General features: G+C 73.5%; 20 protein-coding genes. 11 read left to right on the top strand and 9 right to left on the bottom strand.

The genetic code is table 11. The annotated features are described in order from the left end of the window. Positions 1 to 98 precede the first annotated feature (98 nt). Both purB and mug read left to right on the top strand, forming a co-directional pair. Positions 99 to 1532 carry an adenylosuccinate lyase gene (gene purB, locus ADL29_RS29490; RefSeq protein WP_053926612.1) on the top strand — a complete coding sequence of 478 codons (1434 nt, stop codon included), beginning with the start codon at positions 99 to 101 and terminating at the stop codon, positions 1530 to 1532. A gap of 42 nt (positions 1533 to 1574) precedes the next feature. Continuing rightward, on the top strand, positions 1575 to 2138 hold the full coding sequence (mug, locus tag ADL29_RS29485) for a G/U mismatch-specific DNA glycosylase (RefSeq protein WP_053926611.1): 564 nt from the start codon (positions 1575 to 1577) through the stop codon (positions 2136 to 2138). Here mug and ADL29_RS29480 read toward each other — a convergent pair. Further along, complete coding sequence (locus tag ADL29_RS29480; protein ID WP_053926610.1) at positions 2121 to 2570, bottom strand: hypothetical protein; 450 nt, start codon at positions 2568 to 2570, stop codon at positions 2121 to 2123. The genes mug and ADL29_RS29480 overlap by 18 nt on opposite strands. A 194-nt stretch (positions 2571 to 2764) precedes the next feature. Here ADL29_RS29480 and ADL29_RS29475 point away from each other — a divergent pair, with 194 nt between their 5' ends. Next, positions 2765 to 3922 carry an ROK family protein gene (locus tag ADL29_RS29475; protein ID WP_053926609.1) on the top strand — a complete coding sequence of 386 codons (1158 nt, stop codon included), beginning with the start codon at positions 2765 to 2767 and terminating at the stop codon, positions 3920 to 3922. 104 nt (positions 3923 to 4026) lie between these two features. Here ADL29_RS29475 and ADL29_RS29470 read toward each other — a convergent pair whose 3' ends face one another. Continuing rightward, positions 4027 to 4773: a GntR family transcriptional regulator gene (locus ADL29_RS29470; RefSeq protein ID WP_053926608.1), complete on the bottom strand. Its 747-nt coding sequence runs from the start codon at positions 4771 to 4773 to the stop codon at positions 4027 to 4029. Positions 4774 to 5009: 236 nt separating this feature from the next. Here ADL29_RS29470 and ADL29_RS29465 point away from each other — a divergent pair, with 236 nt between their 5' ends. Further along, positions 5010 to 5675, top strand: coding sequence for an aspartate/glutamate racemase family protein (locus ADL29_RS29465; protein ID WP_053926607.1), 666 nt, complete (start codon positions 5010 to 5012; stop codon positions 5673 to 5675). On the opposite strand, the gene ADL29_RS29460 is transcribed toward ADL29_RS29465, so the two are convergent. Continuing rightward, a complete protein-coding gene (locus ADL29_RS29460; protein WP_053926606.1) occupies positions 5627 to 6511 on the bottom strand; it encodes an RNA polymerase sigma-70 factor in 885 nt (294 codons plus the stop codon). The two genes, ADL29_RS29465 and ADL29_RS29460, sit on opposite strands and share 49 nt — an antisense overlap. Positions 6512 to 6692: 181 nt before the next feature. On the opposite strand from ADL29_RS29460, the gene ADL29_RS29455 reads away from it, so the two are divergent. The 5 genes from ADL29_RS29455 (at position 6693) to ADL29_RS29435 (ending at position 13705) form a co-directional block, all read left to right on the top strand. Next, the gene (locus ADL29_RS29455; protein WP_053926605.1) at positions 6693 to 7529 is read left to right on the top strand and encodes an alpha/beta fold hydrolase; all 837 of its coding nucleotides are present in this window, start codon (positions 6693 to 6695) and stop codon (positions 7527 to 7529) included. 147 nt (positions 7530 to 7676) lie between these two features. Next, a complete protein-coding gene (locus ADL29_RS29450; RefSeq protein ID WP_053926604.1) occupies positions 7677 to 9251 on the top strand; it encodes an alkaline phosphatase D family protein in 1575 nt (524 codons plus the stop codon). A gap of 83 nt (positions 9252 to 9334) precedes the next feature. Next, positions 9335 to 10726 (top strand): GNAT family N-acetyltransferase, encoded by a 1392-nt coding sequence (locus tag ADL29_RS29445; protein ID WP_053926603.1) that lies wholly within the window; start codon positions 9335 to 9337, stop codon positions 10724 to 10726. 226 nt (positions 10727 to 10952) lie between these two features. Beyond that, complete coding sequence (locus ADL29_RS29440; protein ID WP_053926648.1) at positions 10953 to 12647, top strand: DUF885 domain-containing protein; 1695 nt, start codon at positions 10953 to 10955, stop codon at positions 12645 to 12647. Positions 12648 to 12781: 134 nt separating this feature from the next. Further along, positions 12782 to 13705 (top strand): ATP-grasp domain-containing protein, encoded by a 924-nt coding sequence (locus tag ADL29_RS29435; protein ID WP_053926602.1) that lies wholly within the window; start codon positions 12782 to 12784, stop codon positions 13703 to 13705. A gap of 34 nt (positions 13706 to 13739) precedes the next feature. Here ADL29_RS29435 and ADL29_RS29430 read toward each other — a convergent pair whose 3' ends face one another. After that, a complete protein-coding gene (locus ADL29_RS29430) occupies positions 13740 to 14240 on the bottom strand; it encodes a rhodanese-like domain-containing protein (RefSeq protein ID WP_053926601.1) in 501 nt (166 codons plus the stop codon). Between the two features lie 94 nt (positions 14241 to 14334). Here ADL29_RS29430 and ADL29_RS29425 point away from each other — a divergent pair, with 94 nt between their 5' ends. Next, a complete protein-coding gene (locus tag ADL29_RS29425) occupies positions 14335 to 14820 on the top strand; it encodes an Lrp/AsnC family transcriptional regulator (RefSeq protein WP_053926600.1) in 486 nt (161 codons plus the stop codon). Here ADL29_RS29425 and ADL29_RS29420 read toward each other — a convergent pair. The 3 genes from ADL29_RS29420 to ADL29_RS29410 form a co-directional block, all read right to left on the bottom strand. Then, positions 14774 to 17872: an AAA family ATPase gene (locus tag ADL29_RS29420; protein WP_053926599.1), complete on the bottom strand. Its 3099-nt coding sequence runs from the start codon at positions 17870 to 17872 to the stop codon at positions 14774 to 14776. The two genes, ADL29_RS29425 and ADL29_RS29420, sit on opposite strands and share 47 nt — an antisense overlap. Further along, entirely contained in the window at positions 17869 to 19035 is a 1167-nt protein-coding gene (locus tag ADL29_RS29415; RefSeq protein WP_053926598.1) for an exonuclease SbcCD subunit D, read from the bottom strand. The genes ADL29_RS29420 and ADL29_RS29415 overlap by 4 nt, the downstream gene beginning before the upstream one ends. Before the next feature lie 126 nt (positions 19036 to 19161). After that, positions 19162 to 19788: a YigZ family protein gene (locus ADL29_RS29410; RefSeq protein ID WP_053926597.1), complete on the bottom strand. Its 627-nt coding sequence runs from the start codon at positions 19786 to 19788 to the stop codon at positions 19162 to 19164. 254 nt (positions 19789 to 20042) lie between these two features. Between ADL29_RS29410 and ADL29_RS29405 the strand changes: the two genes are divergently transcribed. Continuing rightward, positions 20043 to 20834: a type VII secretion system-associated protein gene (locus ADL29_RS29405; RefSeq protein WP_053926647.1), complete on the top strand. Its 792-nt coding sequence runs from the start codon at positions 20043 to 20045 to the stop codon at positions 20832 to 20834. A gap of 204 nt (positions 20835 to 21038) precedes the next feature. Here the strand turns inward: ADL29_RS29405 and ADL29_RS29400 are convergent, their stop codons facing one another. Together ADL29_RS29400 and ADL29_RS29395 are read right to left on the bottom strand one after the other, a co-directional pair. Further along, positions 21039 to 21659 carry a GAP family protein gene (locus ADL29_RS29400; protein ID WP_053926596.1) on the bottom strand — a complete coding sequence of 207 codons (621 nt, stop codon included), beginning with the start codon at positions 21657 to 21659 and terminating at the stop codon, positions 21039 to 21041. A 40-nt stretch (positions 21660 to 21699) separates the two neighbouring features. Then, the gene (locus ADL29_RS29395; protein ID WP_053926595.1) at positions 21700 to 22110 is read right to left on the bottom strand and encodes an SHOCT domain-containing protein; all 411 of its coding nucleotides are present in this window, start codon (positions 22108 to 22110) and stop codon (positions 21700 to 21702) included. Positions 22111 to 22112: the final 2 nt, after the last annotated feature.

Here is a 22112-nt window from a genome sequence, read left to right as displayed (position 1 = left end):
CGGGTGCGCGGCCTGCAGGGCGGCCTGTAGGAACGCACAGCCCGGGGCGGGGCGCTGGCCTGCGTAAACCGCCAGTAGACTCTGGCCATGTGACTGCTGTGTCTGCGAAGCCTCGCATCCCCAATGTTCTGGCCGGCCGCTACGCCTCCGCGGAGCTGGCCGTGCTCTGGTCCCCCGAGTACAAGGTGAAGCTGGAGCGGAAGCTGTGGCTTGCCGTGCTGCGTGCCCAGAAGGACCTGGGGGTGGCGGTCCCCGAGGAAGCGCCGGCCGACTACGAGCGGGTCCTGGAGAACGTCGACCTGGCCTCGATCGCCGAGCGCGAGAAGGTCACCCGGCACGACGTCAAGGCCCGGATCGAGGAGTTCAACGCGCTCGCCGGCCATGAGCAGGTCCACAAGGGCATGACCTCGCGTGACCTGACGGAGAACGTCGAGCAGCTGCAGGTGCGGCTGTCGCTGGAGCTGATGCGGGACCGTACGGTCGCCGTGCTGGCGCGCCTGGGGTCGCTGGCCGCGCAGAACGCCGAGCTGGTCATGGCGGGCCGCTCGCACAACGTGGCCGCGCAGGCCACGACGCTGGGCAAGCGTTTCGCGACGGCGGCGGACGAGCTGCTGGTGGCGTACGCGCGCCTGGAGGACCTGCTGTCCCGCTACCCGCTCCGCGGCATCAAGGGCCCCGTGGGCACCGCCCAGGACATGCTGGACCTGCTGGGCGGCGATGCGTCCAAGCTCGCCGAACTGGAGCAGCGGATCGCCGCGCACCTCGGCTTCGGGCAGGCGTTCACCTCCGTCGGCCAGGTCTACCCGCGCTCGCTGGACTACGACGTGGTCACCGCGCTGGTGCAGCTGGCCGCCGCCCCCTCGTCGATCGCCAAGACGATCCGGCTGATGGCCGGCCACGAGCTGGTCACCGAGGGTTTCAAGCCCGGCCAGGTCGGTTCCTCCGCCATGCCGCACAAGATGAACACCCGCTCCTGCGAGCGCGTCAACGGCCTGATGGTGATTCTGCGCGGCTATGCCTCGATGGCGGGCGAGCTGTCGGGCGACCAGTGGAACGAGGGCGATGTGTCCTGCTCCGTGGTGCGCCGGGTCGCTCTGCCGGACTCCTTCTTCGCGCTGGACGGGCTGCTGGAGACGTTCCTGACCGTGCTGGACGAGTTCGGCGCCTTCCCCGCCGTCGTCGCCCGCGAGCTGGACCGTTACCTCCCCTTCCTGGCGACGACGAAGGTGCTGATGGGCGCCGTACGGGCCGGGGTGGGCCGCGAGGAGGCGCACGAGGCGATCAAGGAGAACGCGGTCGCGTCGGCGCTGGCGATGCGTGAGCAGGGCGCGGAGCGCAACGAACTGCTCGACAAGCTGGCGGCGGACGCGCGGATCCCGCTGGACCGGGCCGAGTTGGACGCCCTGATGGCGGACAAGCTCTCCTTCACGGGTGCGGCGGCCGACCAGGTGGCGTCCGTCGTCGCCCGGATCGAGGAGATCGCCAAGCAGCACCCGGAGGCCGCGGCGTACACCCCCGGCGCGATCCTGTAACCCGGGCCGCATCCCGCCCCGGGCTTCTGACACGCTGGTGATATGCGTTTCACCTCCGAAGAACTCCAGGCCGCTCGCGACCGCCTCGTCCCTGACGTGGCCGCGAGCGGTCTGCGGGTGCTTTTCTGCGGCATCAACCCGGGGCTGATGACGGCCGTCACCGGCCATCACTTCGCCCGCCCCGGCAACCGCTTCTGGCCCGTTCTGCACGCCTCCGGTTTCACCCCGCGGCAGTTCGCGCCTGCCGAGCAGCAGGAACTCCTCGCACACGGCCTCGGCATCACCAATGTCGTGGCCCGGCCGACCGCCAGGGCCGACGAACTATCGGCCGAGGAGTACCGCGAGGGCGGGCGGCTGCTCGCCGAGAAGGTGGCGCAGCTGCGGCCGCGCTGGCTTGCGGTCGCGGGCGTCACGGCCTACCGCGTCGCCTTCGGCGACAAGCACGCCGCGATCGGCCCCCAGGAACGCACCCTCGGCGACACCCGCATCTGGGCACTGCCCAACCCCAGCGGCCTGAACGCCCACTGGACGCTCGCCACCATGGCGGAGGAGTACGGCCGGCTGCGCGCGGCGGCCTTCGCCGATGCGTCAGTCCAGGCTCCGTAGCGCGCCCGGGTCGGTAATCGCCGCCAGCAGCTGATACGGCTGCTCCGGTCCGCCCTGCCCCGCGCCGACCGCGACCCGGCGGCCCGCCTCCTGCCAGGTGTGCAGCCGGGGCACCAGGCCGCACAGGATGTCCAGCGGCGGCCGGACCGGCAGCCCCATCGCGGCCCGTTCCAGGGCCCCGGAGAGTTCGAGGACGGCGGGCTCGCCCCACCGTAAGGACAGCACCGCGGTCAGCGCCGTCAGCTCGGCCGCGCAGTCCTCGCGTATCTCCCGGGCGTCCGCCGGGTCCGCGTCCCACAGCGGGGAGCTCTCCCACAGCCGCACCACATGGAACCCTGGGCCGCTCTCCCCCGCCGCGGTCCGCTCCCTGCGGGCCGGGAACGTCCGGCCCCGCAGGTCGTCGATCACCCTCAGCCGCTCCGCACTCGTCATACCGTCAGTAAACCGCCGGGGTCTGACAATTGGCCGTCCACCGCTTGTCCGCCGGGCGCGCGGAGGGGGCGAGCCGGTCTGCGCGCGGGTGCCGTCGTGCCGGTGCCGGTGCCGTGCGCGGCCGCTGCCGGGTCTCGCCGCACACCCGCTGACCGGCTACGATCCGCCAGACACGCGACGCGAGGAGAGTGACGGTGGGGCGGCTCACGGGTGGGGATCCCTCCCTGCTGCGACGGATCAACTCCGCGGTGGTGCTGCATGCACTGCGCGCCGCGGACTCCCCCACGCTCACCCATCTCGTCCAGGTGACGGGTCTGTCCCGGCCGACGGTCGAGGGCGTGGTCGAGGGGCTCATCGAGACCGGGCTGGTGGCCGAGGCGGCCGCCGGGGAGGGCGAGGCGCGCCGCCAGGGACGGCCGGCCCGCCGGTTCCGGTTCCGTACGGAGGCGGGCCATCTGCTGGGCATCGAGATCGGCCCGCACCGTGTCGCGGCCCAGCTCGCCGACCTGGGCGGGCAGGTGCTGGATGCGGCGCAGCGCCCGGTGGCCCAGACCGCGCCGGCCGATGAGCGGCTGGAGCAGGTGCGCGGTGTGGTGGCCGATCTGCTGCGCCGGGCGGGGGTGCCGCGCAGTTCGCTGCGGGCGGTGGGCGTGGGCAGCCCGGGAATCGTGGAGGCGGACGGCACCGTGCGGCTGGGTACGGCGCTGCCCGGCTGGACCGGTCTCCCCCTGGGGGAACGGCTGCGGCGGTCGTTCCGCTGCCCGGTGCTGGTCGAGAACGATGCGAACGCGGCGGCGGTGGCCGAGCACTGGAAGGGTGCGGCAACCGGGTCCGGCGATGTGGTGTTCGTTCTTGCGGGGCTGAGCCCGGGGGCCGGTTCGCTGATCGGCGGGCGGCTGCACCGGGGGTTCGGCGGGGCGGCCGGGGAGATCGGCGCGCTGCATCTGCTGGGGCGGGAGGCGACGCCGGAGACGCTGCTGTCGACGACCGGTGAGCCGCTGCAACCACTGGACGAGGCGCAGGTCGCGGCGGTGTTCGCGCTGGCGCGGGACGGGGATGCGCGGGCGCGGGAGGCGGTGGAGCGGTTCATCCGGCGGCTGGTGCACGATGTGGCGGCGCTGGTGCTGGCGCTGGACCCGGAGCTGGTGGTGGTCGGCGGCTGGGCGGCGGGTCTGGCCGGTGTGCTGGAGCCGCTGCGCGGGGAGTTGGCGCGCTACTGTCTGCGCCCGCCGGAGGTCGCCCTGTCGGAGCTGGGCGAGGCGGCGGTCGCCACCGGGGCGCTGCGGCTCGCGCTCGACCATGTGGAGGGCGAACTGTTCGCGGTGGAGAGCACGGTGACGGGCCGCCGGTAGACACCTGCGGGAACCCCTCCGGGCGCCCCCGCGTTGTGGACTGCAAGGGGCCCTGGCATCCCCTAGGGGATCTGTTCGACCGTCCCCTAGGGGATGCCAGGGCCTCAGCCCGCAAGCACCGCCACCGCGTCGCTCTCGCCGAAGGTGAGCCGGCAGGTGTCGGCGCGGTAGGTGGCGACCGCGACGGCGGCCGGGCGGCCGGCGGAGACATAGCGGGTGGTGACGACGAGCACCGGGGCGCCGGGCAGGCGGTCCAGCTGCCTGGCGTCCTCCGCGCGGGCCGAGCCGAGTTCCACGGTGCGGTCCTGGCCGTCCAGTTCCCGTTCCTGCAGGGCGTTGAGGACGGCGCGGGCGCGGGCCGGGGCGCTGAGCGAGGCCACGGCGGTGGAGCCGGGGACGAGGACGGACGGCACGTACAGCAGCTCGGCGGCGACGGGCTGACCGCCTGTGACGCGGCTGCGGCGGACGATGTGCACGCGGTCGCCGGGGGCGGTTTCCAGGATGCGGGCGACGGCGGCGGGGACCGTTTCGGTCGCGGTGGCGTCCTGGGGCTGCCAGTCGTCGCCGGGGGCACCGGGCCAGGTGTGGCGGGCGGGGTCGACGGCGACGCCGACCCGGGGCGGTGCGACGGTGGTGCCCACGCCGCGGCGGCGCTGCAGTCTGCCCTCCAGCTCGAGCTGTTCGAGCGCCTGCCGGAGCGTGGCCCGTGCGACGCCGAACCGCGCCGCCAGTTCCCGCTCGTTGGGCAGAATCTCGCCGACCGCGAACTCCGAGTCCAGCGCCTCGCTGAGCACGGTCCTGAGGTGCCAGTACTTCGGCTCCGGCGCCGTTTCGAGCTGCGTGGTCCCCACCCTGTCCTCCGCACTGGCCGTTGCCCCGCGGGGCCGGGGCCCCGTCGGTCCGCCGGACCCGATTTCGAGCGCTTCTTTATTAAAGGTTGTTGCAGTATCCCGACGATATGGCCGGTGGAAACCTTGGTCAAGACCAATCCGCGGGCCCACGTCCGATCCGCGGGCCGTTTCCGCCGCCACCGGCGGCGCGGCCTCCCCGGTCGCCGGCCCGCTCCGGCGCTGGCTACCCTGCGGTCATGCTCACCCTGTTGCACACCTCGCCCGTCCATGTCCCGGTCTTCGACGCGCTGCGCGACGAGGAGGCGCCCGGACTCGCGCTCCGGCATCTCGTGCGCCCCGAACTCCTCGACCGCGCAAGGGAGCTGGGGCCCGACGCGGTGGCGGAGGAGGTCGCGGCGGCGCTTGCCGGGGCGGCTCGCGAGGGCGCCCGGGCGGTGCTGTGCACCTGCTCGACGATCGGTGCGGTGGCGGAGGCGGCCGGCGCCGGGCTCGGGCCGGCGGTGCTGCGGGCGGACCGGCCGATGGCCGCGGCCGCGGTCGCCGCGGGGACGCGGATCGTGGTGCTCGCCGCGCTGGCGAGCACGCTCGCGCCCACGGAGGATCTGATCGCCGAGGAGGCGGACCGGGCAGGGCGGGCGGTGCGGGTGCGGACGGTGCTCGTCCCGGGCGCGTGGGAGCGGTTCGAGGCGGGTGATACGGAGGGCTATCTGGAGGCGGTGGCCGCCGCGGCGCGGGAGGTGCCGGCCGCCGATGCGATCGTGCTGGCGCAGGCGTCGATGGCGTCCGCCGCCGACCGTCTCACCGGCGGCGTCCCCGTGCTGTCAAGCCCGCGGACCGGCCTGCGGGCCGCCGCTCAACTGGCCGCCAGCGACCGCAGCTTGTCGGGATTGCGGACGACGTAGACGGTCTGGATCCGGCCGTCCACGACATCGAGCTGGAGGACGGTGTCCGGAATGCCGCCGACGTGCGTCAGCAGCGCGATGCCGCCGTTGAGTTCGAGGAGGGTGAACTCCAAACCGGCCGGCTGCTTCCCGGCCACGCCGAGCAGGAACCGGGCGACCTTGTCGGCGGATTCGATGATGCGCAGCGGGGCCTTGGCCTTGCCGCCGCTGTCACCGACCAGCCGTGCGTCCGCCGCCAGCAGCTGCATCAGGCCGTCGAGGTCGTCACCGGCCGCGGCGGCCAGGAACCGCTCGGTCAGATCGCGCCGCCGGTCCGGATCGACGTCGAAGCGCGGCCTGCCCTCCTCGACATGGCGGCGGGCCCGCCCCGCCAGTTGGCGCACGGCGGCCTCGCTGCGGTCGAGGGCGGCGGCGATCTCCGCGTACGGATAGCCGAAGGCCTCGCGCAGGACGAACACGGCGCGCTCCAGAGGGGAGAGCGACTCCATGACGACGAGGACGGCGAGGGTGACCGACTCGGCGAACACCGCCCGCTCCGCGGTGTCGGGTGCGGTGCCGCCGAAGTCGGTGGCGAGGGGTTCCGGCAGCCAGGGGCCGACATAGGACTCGCGGCGGGACTGCACCTGGCGGAGGCGGTCGATGGCCAGTCTGGTGGTGATGCGGACCAGATAGGCGCGTGGCTCGCGCACCTCGCTGCGGTCGGCGGACGACCAGCGCAGCCAGGCGTCCTGGACGACGTCCTCGGCGTCGGCCACCCGGCCGAGCATGCGGTAGGCCACACCGTGGAGCACGGGGCGGTGTTCTTCGAAGACATCGGTCGCGGAATCGGTCAGCACCCTGCCATCCCACCCGGCGATCGCGGCGTTGTCCAGCGGAAACGAAGGGGACGCGGGCGTTCGCTGACGTGGTGTGCGGCACAGTGCCGGGCGAGCGGGTCCCCTGCGGCGGCGCGCCTGGCATCGTGTCCGGATACGCCGCACCACCACCGCACTTCCCACCCCCCAGAGGAGCCCCCTCATGGCCGCCCCGGTCTCCTTCGCCCGTGTCCGTCCCGCCGGCCGGCCGCCGTTCACGGTCGCCTACGAGCGCAAGGGCGCGGGCGAGCCCGTCGTCCTGCTGCACGGCATCGGACACCATCTCCAGGCCTGGCGCCCGGTCTGCGACATCCTCGCCGCCTCCCATGAGGTGATCGCCGTGGACCTGCCCGGCTTCGGTGCCTCGCCGGCGCTGCCCGGCGATACCGCGTACGACCTGCCGACCGTGGTCCCGCTGCTCGCCGCGGCCTTCGCGGAGCTGGGGCTGGAGCGTCCGCATGTCGTGGGGAACTCGCTGGGCGGGCTGCTGGCCCTCGAGCTGGGCCGGGTGAAGGCCGTACGGTCGGTCACCGCCTTTTCTCCCGCGGGCTTTTGGACGCCGGCCGAGCGCCGGTACGCCTTCGGGGTGCTGCGCGGCATGTATGCGGGGGCGCAGGCGCTGCCGGAGCCGGTGGTGGCGTCGCTGGCCCGGTCCGTCGTCGGGCGGGCCTCGCTGACCGGGACCATCTATGCCCATCCCGGGCGCCGTTCGGCCGAGGCGGTGATGGCGGAGACGCGTGCGCTGCGTGAGGCGCCCGGGTTCGCGCCGACGCTGGCGGCCGGGCGCGGGGTGCGGTTCACGGCCGATGTGCCGGACGTCCCGGTGACCATCGGCTGGGGAAGCCGGGACCGGCTGCTGCTGCCCCGTCAGGGCGTGCGCGCCAAGCAGACGATCCCGGGTGCCCGTCTGGTGCGGCTGCCGGGCTGCGGTCATGTCCCGATGAACGACGATCCCGCGCTGGTGGCCCGCGTCGTCCTCGACACGGTCGCGGCGGTGTGAGCCGGGCGGTGGGTACGCTCCGGGTCCGGCGGCGCATCCGCCGTTCGGCCGCCGGACACCGGGAGTTCGGGCCACCGGCACCGGCTCCCGGTACGAACGGCACATCGGCCGAGGTCAGTCCGGCGAAGTCCGACATGGAGGTTTCAGATGGTGCAGGGATCCGGCGGCGGCTTCGGGCGGCGGTCGTTGTTGCGGGGTGCGGCGGCCGGTTCCGGCGTGCTGGCGCTGCCCGCGCTCACCTGTGGTGCACCGGCGCAGGCGCGCAGCGGGCGGCCCGGCGCCGACTGGGGTGTGCAGGTCGGGGATGTGACGACGTCGTCGGGTCTGGTGTGGGTACGGTCCGACCGCCCGGCCCGGATGCTGGTGCAGACCGCGGCGACGGAGTCGTTCCGCAATGCGCGGACGTGGCACGGCCCGGTGATCGGGGCGGGTACGGACTTCACCGGGGTCACCCCGCTGCACGGGCTGCCGTCCGGGGAGCAGATCCACTACCGGGTGGTGCTGGCCGATCCCGACGACCCGCGGCGCAGTGGCGAGCCGGTCACGGGGACGTTCCGTACGGCTCCCGAGCGCGTCCGCGACGGCGTCCGCTTCCACTGGTCGGGGGATCTGGCCGGGCAGGGCTGGGGCATCAACCCGGACCGGGGCGGCTATCGCATCTACGAGGACATGCGGCGCCGTGACCCGGACTTCTTTCTGTGCAGCGGCGACAACATCTACGCCGACAACCCGATCCCGGAGCGGGTGACGCTGCCGGACGGGCGGATCTGGCGGAATGTGACGACCGAGGAGAAGGCGAAGGTCGCCGAGACGCTGGCGGAGTTCCGGGGCGCGTTCCGCTACAACCTGCTGGATGAGAATCTGCGGCGGTTCAACGCCCAGGTGCCCACGATCACCCAGTGGGACGACCACGAGGTGCACAACAACTGGTATCCGGGGCAGCTGCTCGACGACGACCGGTACACCGTCAAGGACGCGGATGTGCTCTCGGCGCGGTCGCTGCGGGCGTTCAGCGAGTACTTCCCGGTCCGTACGCTGCGGGCCGACGGGGGAGGCCGGGTCTACCGGGTGGTGCGGCACGGCCCGCTGCTGGATGTGTTCGTGCTGGACATGCGCCGGTACCGCAATGCCAATTCGCCGGGCCGTCAGACCGATGACCCGCAGGGCATTCTCGGTGCGGAGCAGCTGCGCTGGCTCAAGCGGGAGCTGTCGCGGTCACGTGCGGTGTGGAAGGTGATCGCCTCCGACATGCCGCTGGGGCTGGTCGTGCCGGACGGCAAGACGGACTTCGAGGCGGTGGCGCAGGGCGATCCGGGCGCGCCTCTGGGGCGTGAGCTGCAGCTGGCCGAGCTGCTGCGGCACATCAAGCACCGGCGGATCACCGGCACCGTGTGGCTGACGACGGATGTGCACTACACGTCGGCGCAGCACTACGCACCGGAGCGGGCGGCGTTCAAGGACTTCGAGCCGTTCTGGGAGTTCGTGTCCGGGCCGCTGAACGCGGGCGGATTCCAGGCGCTGAAGCTGGATGGAACGTTCGGGCCCGCGCAGCCGTTCCTCAAGGCACCGGATCGTGCGAACACCTCCCCCGCGGAGAGTCCGCAGAACTTCGGGGAGATCGACATCGACGGGGGAAGCGGGGAGCTGACCGTGCGGCTGCGTCAGGAAGGGGGCGAGGTGTTGTTCAGCAAGGTGCTGCAACCAGGACAGGTTGGGCAGTAGGGACCAATGCTCCGATTGCGTCTTTTACCCGTCGGACACAAAGTGTTGGCGATCAGGCAACACCGGTCCGCGAGGCTGTCTGCATGACTGAAGCAACCTCTGCCCATTCCTCCCGCCGCCATCACTGGCGCCGGGAGGTCGTCGAGCTCGCCGCCCTGTTCACGGCGGTGGCCGTGGCCGACCTGGTGGCCAACACCGTGGCGCACGGGCCGTCCGGCCCGGTGCTGCTGTGCGCGGGGGCGGTGGCCCTGCTCGCCACGGCCGGCTTCCACGTGTGGTGGTCACGACGGCACGGCCACGCCCCGCCCCCGACCGATACCGGCGCCATGGCGCTGCCCTCCCCCGCCGGGGCCACCGAGGCCGGCGGGCAGGAGACGGTGCTGTGGCGGATGCGGACCACGGTCCAGGACGAGCCGGGCAGCCTGGCCGCGCTGTGCACGGCGCTGGCCGGGCGCCGGGTGGACATCCTCAGCCTGCAGACCCATCCGCTGTCCGACGGCACGGTCGACGAGTTCCTGCTCCGCGCGCCGGCCGCGGTCGCGCCCGGGGAGCTGACCCGTACGGTGGCCGGCGCGGGCGGCGCACACAGCTGGCTGGAGCGGGCGGACGCCCACGACCTGGTCGATGCGCCGACCCGGATGCTGGGGCTGGCGACCCGTACGGCCCTGGACTCCTCCGAACTGCCGCTGGCGCTGCGTCAGCTGCTGGGGCGCTGCAGGATCCGTTCGGTGCCCGCACGTTCGCTGCGCGGGCACCCGCTGGCCGAGCAGGTGCCCGCCGAGGGCGTGCTGGCCGAGCACACCATGAAATTCCGCGACCCCTCCGGGGGGTCGCTCACCATCGAAAGGCCGCAGTTGCCGTTCACGCCCACCGAGTTCGCCCGAGTGCGCGCCCTGGTCGATCTGGATGCCAGGCTCGGCCAGCGGGTGCCGCCGCGGCGGGATGTGCTGACGCTGCCCGAGGGCAACGAGATCACCATCCGCCGTGCCGACACCACCGACCTGGCCGCCGCCCGCGAGATGCACGACCGCTGCTCCGCGGCCACGCTCGGGCTGCGCTATCACGGGCCGGTCACCGACGCGGACCGCTATCTGGCGCATCTGCTCAGCCCCCGGTTCGGCCGTACGCTGGCGGTGGAGACGGCTTCCGGGCGCCTGGTGGCCCTGGGCCATCTCCTCTGGGACGGCGACGAGACCGAGGTCGCGCTGCTGGTCGAGGACGCCTGGCAGCAGCGCGGGATCGGCGCGGAGCTGCTGCGCCGGCTGGTGACGATGGCCGCCGAGACGGGCTGCGAAACCGTGTACGCCATCACCCAGGCCTCCAACACCGGGATGGTGGCGGCGATGCGCGGTCTGGGGCTGCCGCTGGACTACCAGATAGAGGAGGGCACGCTGGTGATCACCACGCGCCCGGCGGGGGTGACCGAAGTGGCCGGCCCGCCACGGCTCGGGGTGCCGGCGGGACGTCCGAAGTAGCCGGACCACGGCGGGCGACCGTCAACGGCTCCCGGCCCGCCATGCCGCGGGGTGCGCGCGGATCCGCAGGACCGGCCGGGTGTGGCGGCACCCGGCCGGTCCGCGGCATCCGCGGCGCGCCGGACGGCGGTGCGGGCACCACGAATGGCAATGCGGCGGCAAAGCGACAGGAACGTCCGGCCTATTGTTGGTGACGCGGCGGGGTGATCCGTACGAGGATGCCGTCATGTCCCACACCACTTCTTCCGGCGGCGGCCCGCTGCCCCGCCAGATCGCCGATGCCTATGTCGACGCCCTCGTCGAGCTGGACCCCATCAGCGGCACCTACCTCGGTGTCGCCGAGAGCTCCGGCAGGCTTCCCGACCTCTCGCCCACGGGCCAGGAGGCGGTGGCCCAACTGGCCCGTACGACGCTGGAGAAGCTCACCGAGGCCGAGGCCCGGCCGGGCGCGGACAGCGCCGCCGAGCGGATCTGCGCCCGGCTGCTGCGTGAGCGGCTGACCGCGGAGCTGGCGGTGCACGACGCGGGCGAGGGCCTGCGCGCGGTCAGCAACCTCGGCTCGCCGCTGCACGGCGTCCGCGAGGTCTTCACGATCACCCCCGCCGAGACCGAGGCGGACTGGGCGGCGATCGCCCGGCGGCTGCGGGCGGTACCGGCCGCGCTGGAGGGCTACCGCGCCTCCCTCGACGCCGGCCTGCGGCGGGAACTGCCCGCCGGACCGCGCCAGGTCGCCACGGTCATCGGCCAGTTGGCGGAATGGATCGGCACGGACCGCAGCTGGTTCGCCGAATTCACCGACCCGGGCCCGGACGCGCTGCGCACCGAACTGACCGCGGCGGCCGAGGTCGCGACCGGCGCCCTGGTGGAGCTGCGCGACTGGCTCCGGGACAGCTACGCCCCGGCCGTCGCGGGCGCGCCGGACGTGGTGGGCCGGGAACGCTACGCCCGGCTCGCCCGTTACTACAACGGCGCCGACCTCGACGCGGACGAGGCGTATGCGTACGGCTGGTCCGAGTTCCACCGGCTGCTGGCCGAGATGGAGACCGAGGCGGAGAAGGTCCTGCCCGGTGCGAAGACTCCGTGGGAGGCGCTGGCCTGGTGCGATGAGCACGGTGAGACGGTCGAGGGCGTCGAGGAGACCCGGCAGTGGCTCCAGTCGCTGATGGACGAGGCGATCGACGCGCTGGACGGCACGCACTTCGAGCTCGCCGAGCGGGTGCGGAAGGTGGAGTCGCGGATCGCCCCGCCGGGCAGCGCCGCGGCCCCGTACTACACCCAGCCCTCGCTGGACTTCTCCCGCCCCGGCCGCACCTGGCTGCCGACGATGGGCGAGACCCGCTTCCCGGCGTACGACCTGGTTTCCACCTGGTACCACGAGGGGGTGCCGGGCCATCACCTCCAGCTGGCGCAGTGGACCCATGTCGCCGATCAGCTCTCCCGCTACCAGACCACGGTGGGCATCGTCTCGGCGAACGCCGAGGGCTGGGCGCTGTACGCCGAGCGTCTGATGGACGAGCTGGGCTTCCTGACCAGTCCCGAACGGCGCCTGGGTTATCTGGATGCGCAGATGATGCGGGCGATCCGCGTCATCATCGACATCGGTATGCATCTGGAGCTGGAGATCCCGGCGGACTCGCCCTTCCACCCGGGTGAGCGCTGGACTCCACAGCTGGCGCAGGAGTTCCTGGGGCTGCACTGCAGCCGCCCGGCGGACTATGTCGAGAGCGAGGTGATCCGCTATCAGGGCATCGCAGGCCAGGCGATCGGCTACAAGCTCGGTGAACGGGTCTGGCTCCAGGGCCGGGAGGCGGCCCGCGCCCGGCACGGCGCGGACTTCGACCTCAAGGCCTGGCACATGGCGGCGCTCTCGCAGGGTTCGCTGGGGCTGGACGATCTGCTGAGCGAGCTGTCGGCGCTGTGACCTGAGGCGGCGCGCTGTCCGGCGCTGTGACCTGAGGCGGCGCGCTGTCCGGCGCTGTGACCTGAGGCGGCGCGCTGTCCGGCCACTGCATATCCCGTTGTGGCCGGACATGCCCGCCCGTAGGGTCCGATGGCATGACCCCGGACCACCCCGCCGCCCCGCCGCTCTTTCTCCTCCCCGGCGACCCGCTGCGTCCTCGGCGCCCCGACCCGCACTTCGCGGCCGAGGCCGCCGCGGCCCGGTCGGCCGGTGCGTCGGCCGCGGTCCTCGACCACGAGGCGCTGTCGGCGGGGGACGCCGGGGCGGCGGTGTCCCGGGTGCCGCGCGGGGCGGGCGCGGTCTGGTACCGCGGCTGGATGCTGCCCGCCGGCCGTTACGCCGAGCTGGCCGCGGCGCTGGCCGCCCGCGGCTGCCGGCTGCTGAGCTCCCCCGCCGCGTACCGCACGGCCCATGAACTCCCCGGCTGGTACGACACCTTCCGCTCACTCACCCCGCGCAGCACGCTTCTCCCCTGCGCGCCCGGCCGTGCCCCGGAGCGCGCGGCACTGGCCAGGCTCGCCGGGCCCTTCGGAGACCGCCCCGTCGTGGTCAAGGACTGGGTCAAGTCCCGTAAACACGAATGGGAGGAGGCCGCGTACGTCCCGGACGCGGCCGACACCGGCCGTCTGGCCTCGGTCGTCCACCGCTTCGTCGCCCTCCAGGAGGAGTTTCTGACCGGCGGTGTGGTGCTGCGCGCCTTCGAGGACTTCGACCGGGCGGTGGGCGAGGCGAGGGTCTGGTGGCTGGACGGCGAGCCGGTGCTGACCGGCCCGCACCCCGACACGCCGGGGCTGTGCCCGGCCCCCGATCTCACTCATGTGGCCCCGCGGGTACGGGAGTTGGACGCCCGCTTCGTCACCACGGACCTGGCGCTGCGGATGGACGGCGTCTGGCGGGTCGTCGAGGTCGGCGACGGGCAGGTGAGCGGGCTGCCTGCGGGGGCGGACGCCGGACCGTTGTTCGAGGCCCTGGTGAGCGCTCCGGCCGGGGCCCATGCCGGGAGCAGCACGGGGAGTTGACGGCCGCGGCGGTGCGCCGGCCCCGTTCCCCGGCTCAGCAGCCGCAGTCCTCCGCCCCGACGGGCGCGGTCAGCGGGTCGGCGGGGCGCCGTTCCGTGCCCTGCCAGGTGGCCACCTCGTATCCCTCGCGGATCCAGTACTCGATGCCGCCGAGCATCTCCTTGACCCGGTAGCCGAGCCGGGCCAGCGCGAGGGCGGCGCGGGTGGCACCGTCGCAGCCGGGGCCCCAGCAGTACACGACGACCGGGACCGCGGGGTCGAGCACCCCTGCCGCGTCCTGGGGGATACGGGCGGTGGGCAGGTGGACGGCTCCGGGGACATGGCCCTGGTCCCAGGCCCCGGTGCTCCGGGAGTCGACGACGACGAAGTCGGCGGCACCGGCGGCGAGCGCGGCGTGCACATCGGCGACATCGGTGTGGAAGGCGAGGCGGGCGGCGAAGTAGGCGGCGGCGTCGGCGGGTGCGGCGGGCGGGGTGGCCAGGACGGCGCTGGTGGCGGTGGTCGGGCCCGGGGTGCGTATGCCTTGTGTGATCATGGCCGATAATTTACGGTCCGTCGGTCGGCCCTTGAAGCGGTGATCACCGGCAAAACCCTTGATCAGCCGGGGATTCCCCTGCTAGACAGCGGCTATGACCGGCTATTCCCCCGACGCCACCGACTGGCGCATCCTCGATGTTCTGCAGCGCAACGGCCGCGTGGGTTACGCGGAGCTGGCGCGGGCCGTGAACATGTCCGCGAGCGCCGTGACCGAAAGGGTGCGCCGTCTGGAGGAGTCCGGGGTGATTTCGGGTTATGCGGCGGTGATCGACCCGGAGCGGCTCGGTCTGCCGGTGCTCGCCTTCGTCCGGCTGCGCTACCCGAACGGCAACTACAAGCCGTTCCACGATCTGCTGGAGAGCACACCGGAGATCCTGGAGGCCCACCACGTCACGGGCGACGACTGCTTCGTCATCAAGGTCGCCGCCCGGTCGATGCGGCATCTGGAGGAGGTCTCGGGCCGGATCGGGGCGCTCGGCTCGGTGACCACCAGCGTCGTGTACTCCTCGCCGCTCCCCCGCCGCCCCGTGATCAGCCAGGGACCCGGTGCCGGACCGCCGAGCCCGACCGGTCCTTGACGACCTCCAGCTGCGCCGGGATCCGCGTGCGCAGGTCGGCGACATGGCTGACGATGCCGACGCTGCGGTCGCGTTCGCGCAGCCCGTCCAGCACGTCCAGGACCTCGTCCAGGGTCTGTTCGTCGAGGCTGCCGAAGCCCTCGTCGATGAAGAGGGTGTCGAGCCGGGTGCCGCCGGCCTCGTCGGTGACGACGTCGGCGAGCCCGAGGGCGAGGGCGAGCGAGGCGAAGAAGGTCTCCCCGCCGGAGAGGCTGGAGGTGTCGCGCTCCTGGCCGGTCCAGGCGTCGATGACATGCAGCCCGAGTCCGGAGCGCCGGGTGCCGCCGGCGCGTTCGTCGGAGTGGACGAGGGTGTAGCGGCCGGACGACATCCTGTGCAGCCGTTCGCTGGCGGCGGCCGCGACCTGTTCGAGGCGGGCGGCGAGGACGTACGACTCCAGGCGCATCCGCCGTTCGTTCTCGCCGGAGGTGCCCGAGGCGAGCCCGGCGAGGCGGGCGATGCGGTCGTAGGCGGTGCGCAGCGGGGCCAGTTCGCGGGCGTCGGCCTCGGCGCGGGCGGACAGCCGGTCGAGTTCGCCGCAGCGGTCGCGGGCGGCCGCCTGGGCCGCGGCGGCGGTCCGCAGCCGCTGTCCCGCGGCCTCGTGCGCGGTGCGTGCGGCGTCCGGGTCGGCGGGCGGCAGGGCCGCCGCGGCAACACCCTCGGGGCTGTCCAGCTCCGCCTGCACGGCGGCGGATTCGGCCTGCCAGGCGTCGAGGCGCTGCTGGAGCGCGCGCCATTCGCCGTCCTGCAGCAGCGCCTCGACGGCGGACTGCGGAGTGTCGAATCCGGCGCGGTAGGCGGCGTCGGAGAGCCCGGCGTCGGCGTCCTTGAGGCGCTCGGCGCAGCCGCCCGCCGTACGGGAGGCCTCGGCGGCTGCGGCGAGCAGCGTCACTTGCCGTTCCAGCCGTCCGGCGCGCTCGGCGACGCTGGCGCAGTCGCCGCGTGCCCGGGTCAGCTCCTCCTCCAGCGCGGCCTGTTCGCGGTGCAGCGCTTCCCGGTGCGAGGTGCGGGCGGCGACGCGGCGCTCGGCCTGCTGCTGCTCGGCGCGGCGGTGCTCGTACTCGCGCTCGGCGCGTCCCAGGGCCTCGCGGGCGGCATGCAGATCGGCCCCGGCCGCATGGTCGCGCGCATGCTCCCTACGCAACTCCTCGACCTGTTCGGCGAGTTCGCCGGCCGGTGCGTCTCCGGCCGCGGCGGCGGCGCCGGCCAGCGCCTCCCGGGCGGACTGGCAGCGGCTCTCGGTCTGCCGGCGGGCGTCCTCGGCCCGGCGGTGAGCGGCCAGCGCGGCCTCCTCGGCCGCCCGGTCGACATGCCCCTCGCCCGCACGGGCCGGGTCGGGGTGGTCGGTCGCCCCGCACACCGCGCACGCCTCGCCGTCCCGCAGCCCTTCCGCGAGCTCGGCGGCGATTCCGCGCAGCCGCCGGTCCTTGAGGTCGAGCCAGTTCTCGTGTGCCGCCGCGGCACGCTCCCTGGCGGCCAGCAACTCCCGCTCTGCGGCCTGCACTTCCGCACCGAGGGCGTCGCGGCGGCGGGCCGCCTCGAGGCGTTCGGCGGCGGGCCGGAGCTGCGCGCCGAGCTGTTCGGCGCGGGTCGCGGCCTCCTGAGCCGTCTCGATGCGCCGCTGATGGGCTTCGCGGACGGCGTCCCAGCCGGCCAGCCACTCGGCGGTGTCCAGCAGCGTCTGGTCGTCGGCGCGCGCCTCCCGGTCGAGTCCGGCGCGCTCCAGGCCGATGTCGGCGGCCCGGCGCTCGGCGCGGCGCGCCGCCGTCAGCGATCCGAGGTCGGCCTGCAGTTGCCGTTCCAGTGCGGCGAGCCGGTCGCCCTCGGCCTCCGCGAGATCGGGCGGCAGCGCGGCCCTGGCCCGCCGCTCGGCGTCCTGTGCGGCGTCCAGTTCGCGTCCGGCGGCGTCGCGCAGCGCGAGAGCGGGGGCGACGTCGGCGGCCGCACGGGCCCGCTCCAGCCGGCGGCGCATCCGCTCCCGCTCCTCGGCGCGGGCCTCGAGCTGGGCGGCGCGGCGGCGGGCGTCCTCGTGGCGCCGCTGGAGCCGGTCCCGTTCATGGGCTTCCTCCAGGCGCCCGGCGGCGACGCGTTCCGCCGCTTCGGCGGCGCGTACCGCGGCCTGGGCGATCTCCAGCCGCTCGCGGGCGCCGGCCCGGGCCACGGCGGCCCGCACCAGCACCGCGCCGGCGAATCCGGGCTCCCCCGGGCCGGGGACGGCGGCGGGCCGCCCCTCGCCCCGGCCCTGCGCCGGTACGGTTGCCGTCCGGCTCCGCCTGCCCTGGGGGGCCTCAACCGGCCTCTCCGGCATGGGAAGGGACGGGTCGTCGAGATCGGTGTCGTCCCCCGCCGCCTGCGCCATCCGGTGTGCGAGCGCCAGCAGCCGCTCGTCACCCGCCGCGACCCGGTCCCCGGCGGCCTTCCGCCGGGCGTTGAGGCGGTCCTCCAGGGCGGCGAACCGCCGCGTGTCGAAGAGCCGCCCCAGGAGCCGGGCGCGGGCCTCCGCATCGGCCCGCAGGAAGCGTGCGAAGTCGCCCTGCGGCAGCAGCGCCACCTGGCAGAACTGCTCCTTGCTCATCCCGAGCAGCTGCCCGATCTCCTCGCCGATCTCCTGGTGGGACCGGCTCAGCGCCGTCCACTCGCCACCGGCCGCGTCGAACTCCCGCATCCGGCTCTGCGCCTTCTCCCGGGTCGTCCCGCTCCCCCGCTTCTTGGGGCGCGGCTGCTCGGGCAGCCGGGTGATCTCCAAACGGCGCTCGGCAACGGTCAGTTCGAGGACGACCTCGGTGAGGGTCAGCGGGTCCGCCAGATCGCTGCGCAGCGCCTGGCCGCTCTGCCGCGCCCCGGGGACCGATCCGTACAGCGCGAAGCACACGGCGTCCAGGACGGACGTCTTGCCCGCGCCGGTGGGGCCGTGCAGCAGGAAGAGGCCGTCCCGCGACAGCCGGTCGAAGTCGACGACCTGGGTGCGTGCGAAGGGCCCGAAGGCGGTGACGGACAGCCGGTGCAGCCTCATCGCGCCACCTCGTGCAGGGTGTCGTCCAGGCGTACCTCGTCGATGGCCGAGCGCAGTTCGGCCCGCTCGTCGGCGTCGGCAGCGCGTCCGGCCCGTACGTGTTCCACGAAGTCCTCGGCGATCTCCTGGTCGCTGCGGCCGCGCAGCCGCTGGGCGTAGGAGGCGAGCGTGCGGGCGGGGCCCTCGTCGGGGTCGAAGACGAGGCTGACGATATGCGGGAAGCGCTCGGCGAGCCGGGCCATCGGCTCGTGCGGGCGGGAGGGGTCGGTGAGCGTCGCCTCCACCCAGGCGTCCTGGTGGCGGGCGAGTCCGGGGTCGTCGAGCAGCCGCTCCAGCGGTCCGCGGATACGGGCCAGCGGCCGGGGCACCGGGCAGTCGACCCGCTCGGCGGTGACCGCGCCGTCCCCGTCGAGGTCGACGATCCACATCGACTTGCGGTGACCGGCCTCGGAGAAGGAATAGGCGAGCGGCGAGCCGGAGTAGCGGACCCGTTCGGTGAGCGTCTGACAGCCGTGCAGATGGCCGAGCGCGGCGTAGTCCACGCCGTCGAACACGGCCGCGGGGACGGAGGCCACCCCGCCGACGGTGATGTCGCGCTCGCTGTCGCTCACGGCGCCGCCGGTGACGAAGGCGTGCGCGAGCACCACGGAGCGGGTCCCCGCGGGCCGTGCGGCCAGGTCGGCGCGGACCCGGTCCATCGCCGCACCCAGCACCTCGGTGTGGCCGGCCCGCCGGGCACCGAGCGCGTCGCGGACCATGGCCGGTTCGAGGTACGGCAGTCCGTACAGCGCCACTGGACCGTGCCCGTCCTCGAGGAGCACGGGCGTGCCGCAGGCGGCGGGGTCGGTGTGCAGATGGATGCCGGCCTGCCGGATCAGCCCGGAGCCGACGCCGAGCCGGCGGGCGGAGTCGTGGTTGCCGGAGATCATGACGGCCGGGACGCCGAGGTCGGCGAGGCGGTGCAGGGCCTCGTCGAAGAGCTGTACGGCGGAGAGCGGCGGCACCGCGCGGTCGTAGATGTCGCCCGCGACGAGCACCGCCTCGATCCCCCGGTCCCGGACGGTCCCGACGAGGTGGTCGAGGAATGCGCGCTGGGCGGTGAGCAGGCTCACGCGGTGAAACGACCGTCCCAAGTGCCAGTCGGAGGTGTGCAGGAGTCTCACAGGTGCACTCCGACCCGCATGGTGTGGTGTCCCTCTCGACGCTCGTCGTCCGTGTCCGCCCCAGTCTCGCACCCGGTCACCGGTGTACGGGGCCCGACCTGCGAAATCGCGTACAGCTTCCGGGCATCACCACTCCCCGTACGCCTCGCCGCCGATCTCCAGCACCGCCGTACCGGCCGTCGCGTCGGCCAGCCATCCGCGGAAGGCGTCCAGATCGGCCTCCGGCAGTCCGACCTCGATGCGCACATCGGCGCCGTACGTCACCTCGCGCACCGCGCGCCCCGTCGTCCGCAGGTCGTTCTCCACCCGGCCGGCCCGCTGGTGGTCGACGCCGATGGTGACCAGCCGGAAGCGCTTCCGGGTGACCGTGCCCAGCGCGTCCAGCGCCTCGCCGACCACGCCCCCGTAGGCGCGGATCAGCCCGCCCGCTCCGAGCTTGACGCCGCCGAAGTAGCGCGTGACCACGGCGATCGCATAGCGCACCTCGCGCCGCACCAGCATCTGCAGCATCGGGACGCCTGCGGTGCCGCCCGGCTCGCCGTCGTCGCTGGCCTTCTGGATGCCGCCGTCGGCGCCGAGGACGTACGCCCAGCAGTGGTGGCGGGCCGCGGGGTGCTCCTTGCGGATACGCGCGAGGAAGTCCTGGGCCTCGGCCTCGCTCGCCACGGGGGCGAGCGCGCAGATGAAGCGGGACTTGTTGATCTCGATCTCGTGGACACCCTCGCGCGCGAGCGTGCGGTACTGCTCCTGCATCCGGCCAGCCTATGACCTGCCGGTGACACACGGACAACGGACACCGCCCGGCGCCGGTGCCCCTCGCCGCGCTGCGGGGTCCGCCGTACGGGCGCAGGGCGCACGGCCAGGCGGCGTACCCGCAGGGGTCCGTACGGTGCGTCGGGACGACGTCCGCGCCGCCCGTGGGCAGGGTGAGCCCCGGGCGAAGGCCTTGTGTTTGCGGGGTCCGCCCGTGCACTCAGGAACCGGACGGCGGGTTGGCGGAGGGCTTCATGGACAACATCACACAGTCGGCGATGACGGCGGGCGAGCCCGTGACGGGCGAGGACATGCCCGAGCCGCCCCCGGAGGTCGTCGAGGCGGCGCGCAACGCCCCCGATCACTGGCTGGCCATGGTGGATCTGACGTGGCAGGGCGAGGGTGCACCGCCGCTGTGGGCGCTGATCGGCCAGTGGCGGTCGGGCCCGGCCGGTGAGATCGAGGAGTGGCGCGACAACCCCGAGTACCGGCCGTCCCCGCAGGCGCTGGACTGGGCGGAGCCGGCCGACGCCGTCGACCGCGCGGTGCAGCTGGCCGCCACGGGGTACGGGCCGATGCAGGACGTCCATGCGACGCTGGCCCGTGCGGAGGTGTCGGTCCTGGTCACCGCGACCGGCACGCCACTGGCCGCGGCCTCGCCGGAGGGCACCCCGGTGATCCCCGTCTACACCTCGCCCGGCTATCTCGAATCGGTGGGACGGCTGCTGTACGACCGGCGTCCGGTGGCCGAGCTCGTCGAGCAGCTGCCGCCGGGGCACGCCCTGTACCTGAACCCGACCGGGCCGGTGAGCATGCTGGTGGAGACCGAGCCGCTGCGGGCGGCGATCTCCGAGGCGGGGACCGGGGCCGGGACCGGGCTCGAGACCGGCGGAACACCCGAGCCGTCCGCCACGGCTGCCCTGCGCCCGGGTACGGCGACCGTCGGGATCGAGCCGGTCACCGGCGGCGCGGCCATCGGCAAACCGGCCCGTACCGCCGCCGACAGCAGCGTCGTCACCGCCGGAGCGGTCGGCGGCACCACCTGAGACCCCGCCCCGCAGAGACCCGCCCCGCCCGTCTTCCCCTTCGGGCGGGGCGTCTGCATGCCCGGGGGGCCGGGGCCACCGCCTCCCCCGGGAGAGGCAGGCCTGCCCTCACCGACTGGTCCGAGGCGCACCTTCCGCAGGTCTCCGCCGCCCGTGAGGCCTATGACGCCGCACGCAAGGAAGCGGAAGCGTGGGCCGGACCTGCTAGGCGAGGATGAGGACGATGAAGACCACGTAGACGATGATGTTGACCAGCCAGCTGTGGGTGTTGGTCCAGTCCCGGATCCGAGGCATGGCGGCCTCGGCCCGTTTTCCGAGCAGGAGCCGTACGAGCAGCGGCAGGGCCGCGACCAGCACGGTGAGCGCGATGAACGGCAGCGCCTCGTAGAAGGCCGCGTTGTTCTGCGACAGGTTGATGCCGACGGTGAACATGATCACGAGGTCCGACGGCATCAGGCTGATGAGAAGCAGCCCGACCTTGAAGGCCCGTTTCGCGTCCGCCGACATGAGCGTGCCCAGCCACTTCGGCGGTTCGATGGTTTCCCGCTTCACCCAGTTCCACACGGCGCCGAACGCCAGGAGACCGACGAGCACGTACTGGACGATCTGTCCCGCCGATCCCTTGTCGGAGGGGTCCCCCAGGTCGAAGGCGCCGGTGATTCCCTTCATGACCGCCACGCCTGCGGTGGTGGCGATGGCGACGCCGGCGAGGAAGCCGAGCGATACCCGGACCGCCCGCGGCGTCGTCACGAAGATGATCGCCGACATGATCTGCGGACCCAGCATCATGGTGAGGGCGAGCGGAAGAATCTGAAGACCGTTCATGGGCGTTCCCCGCCTGGAGGTCGCGGCCGGAATTCCGTGGTCAGTGGAGGATCTTTTCCTTGGCCCGCTGGAACTCCGCCTCCGAGATCGTGCCCTTCGCCTTGAGGTCGGCGAGTTTGGCCAGCTCATCGGCGCTGCTCGCGCCCGGGCCGCCCGCCGTCTCGCGGATGTATGCATCGACCGCGTCCTGCTGCCGCTTGGCCTCACGCAGCTCGCGCTTGCTCATCTCCTTGCCGCGGACCATCACATAGATCAGGACGCCCAGGAAGGGCAGGATGATGACGAAGAACAGCCAGCCCGCCTTCGCCCATCCGTTCAGTGCGTGGTCGCGGAAGATGTCGGCGATGACGCGGAAGAGCACCAACAGCCACAGGACCCACAGGAAGATCCACATGACGGTCCAGAAGGCGCCCAGCACCGGATAGTCGTACGCCAGGTATACGTTGCCCATGG

Origin of the sequence: Streptomyces chattanoogensis (assembly GCF_001294335.1) — a bacterium.
GTDB lineage: Bacteria > Actinomycetota > Actinomycetes > Streptomycetales > Streptomycetaceae > Streptomyces > Streptomyces chattanoogensis.
Note: the sequence above shows the minus strand (reverse complement) of the source record. Positions and strands in the feature narration are given on the sequence as shown.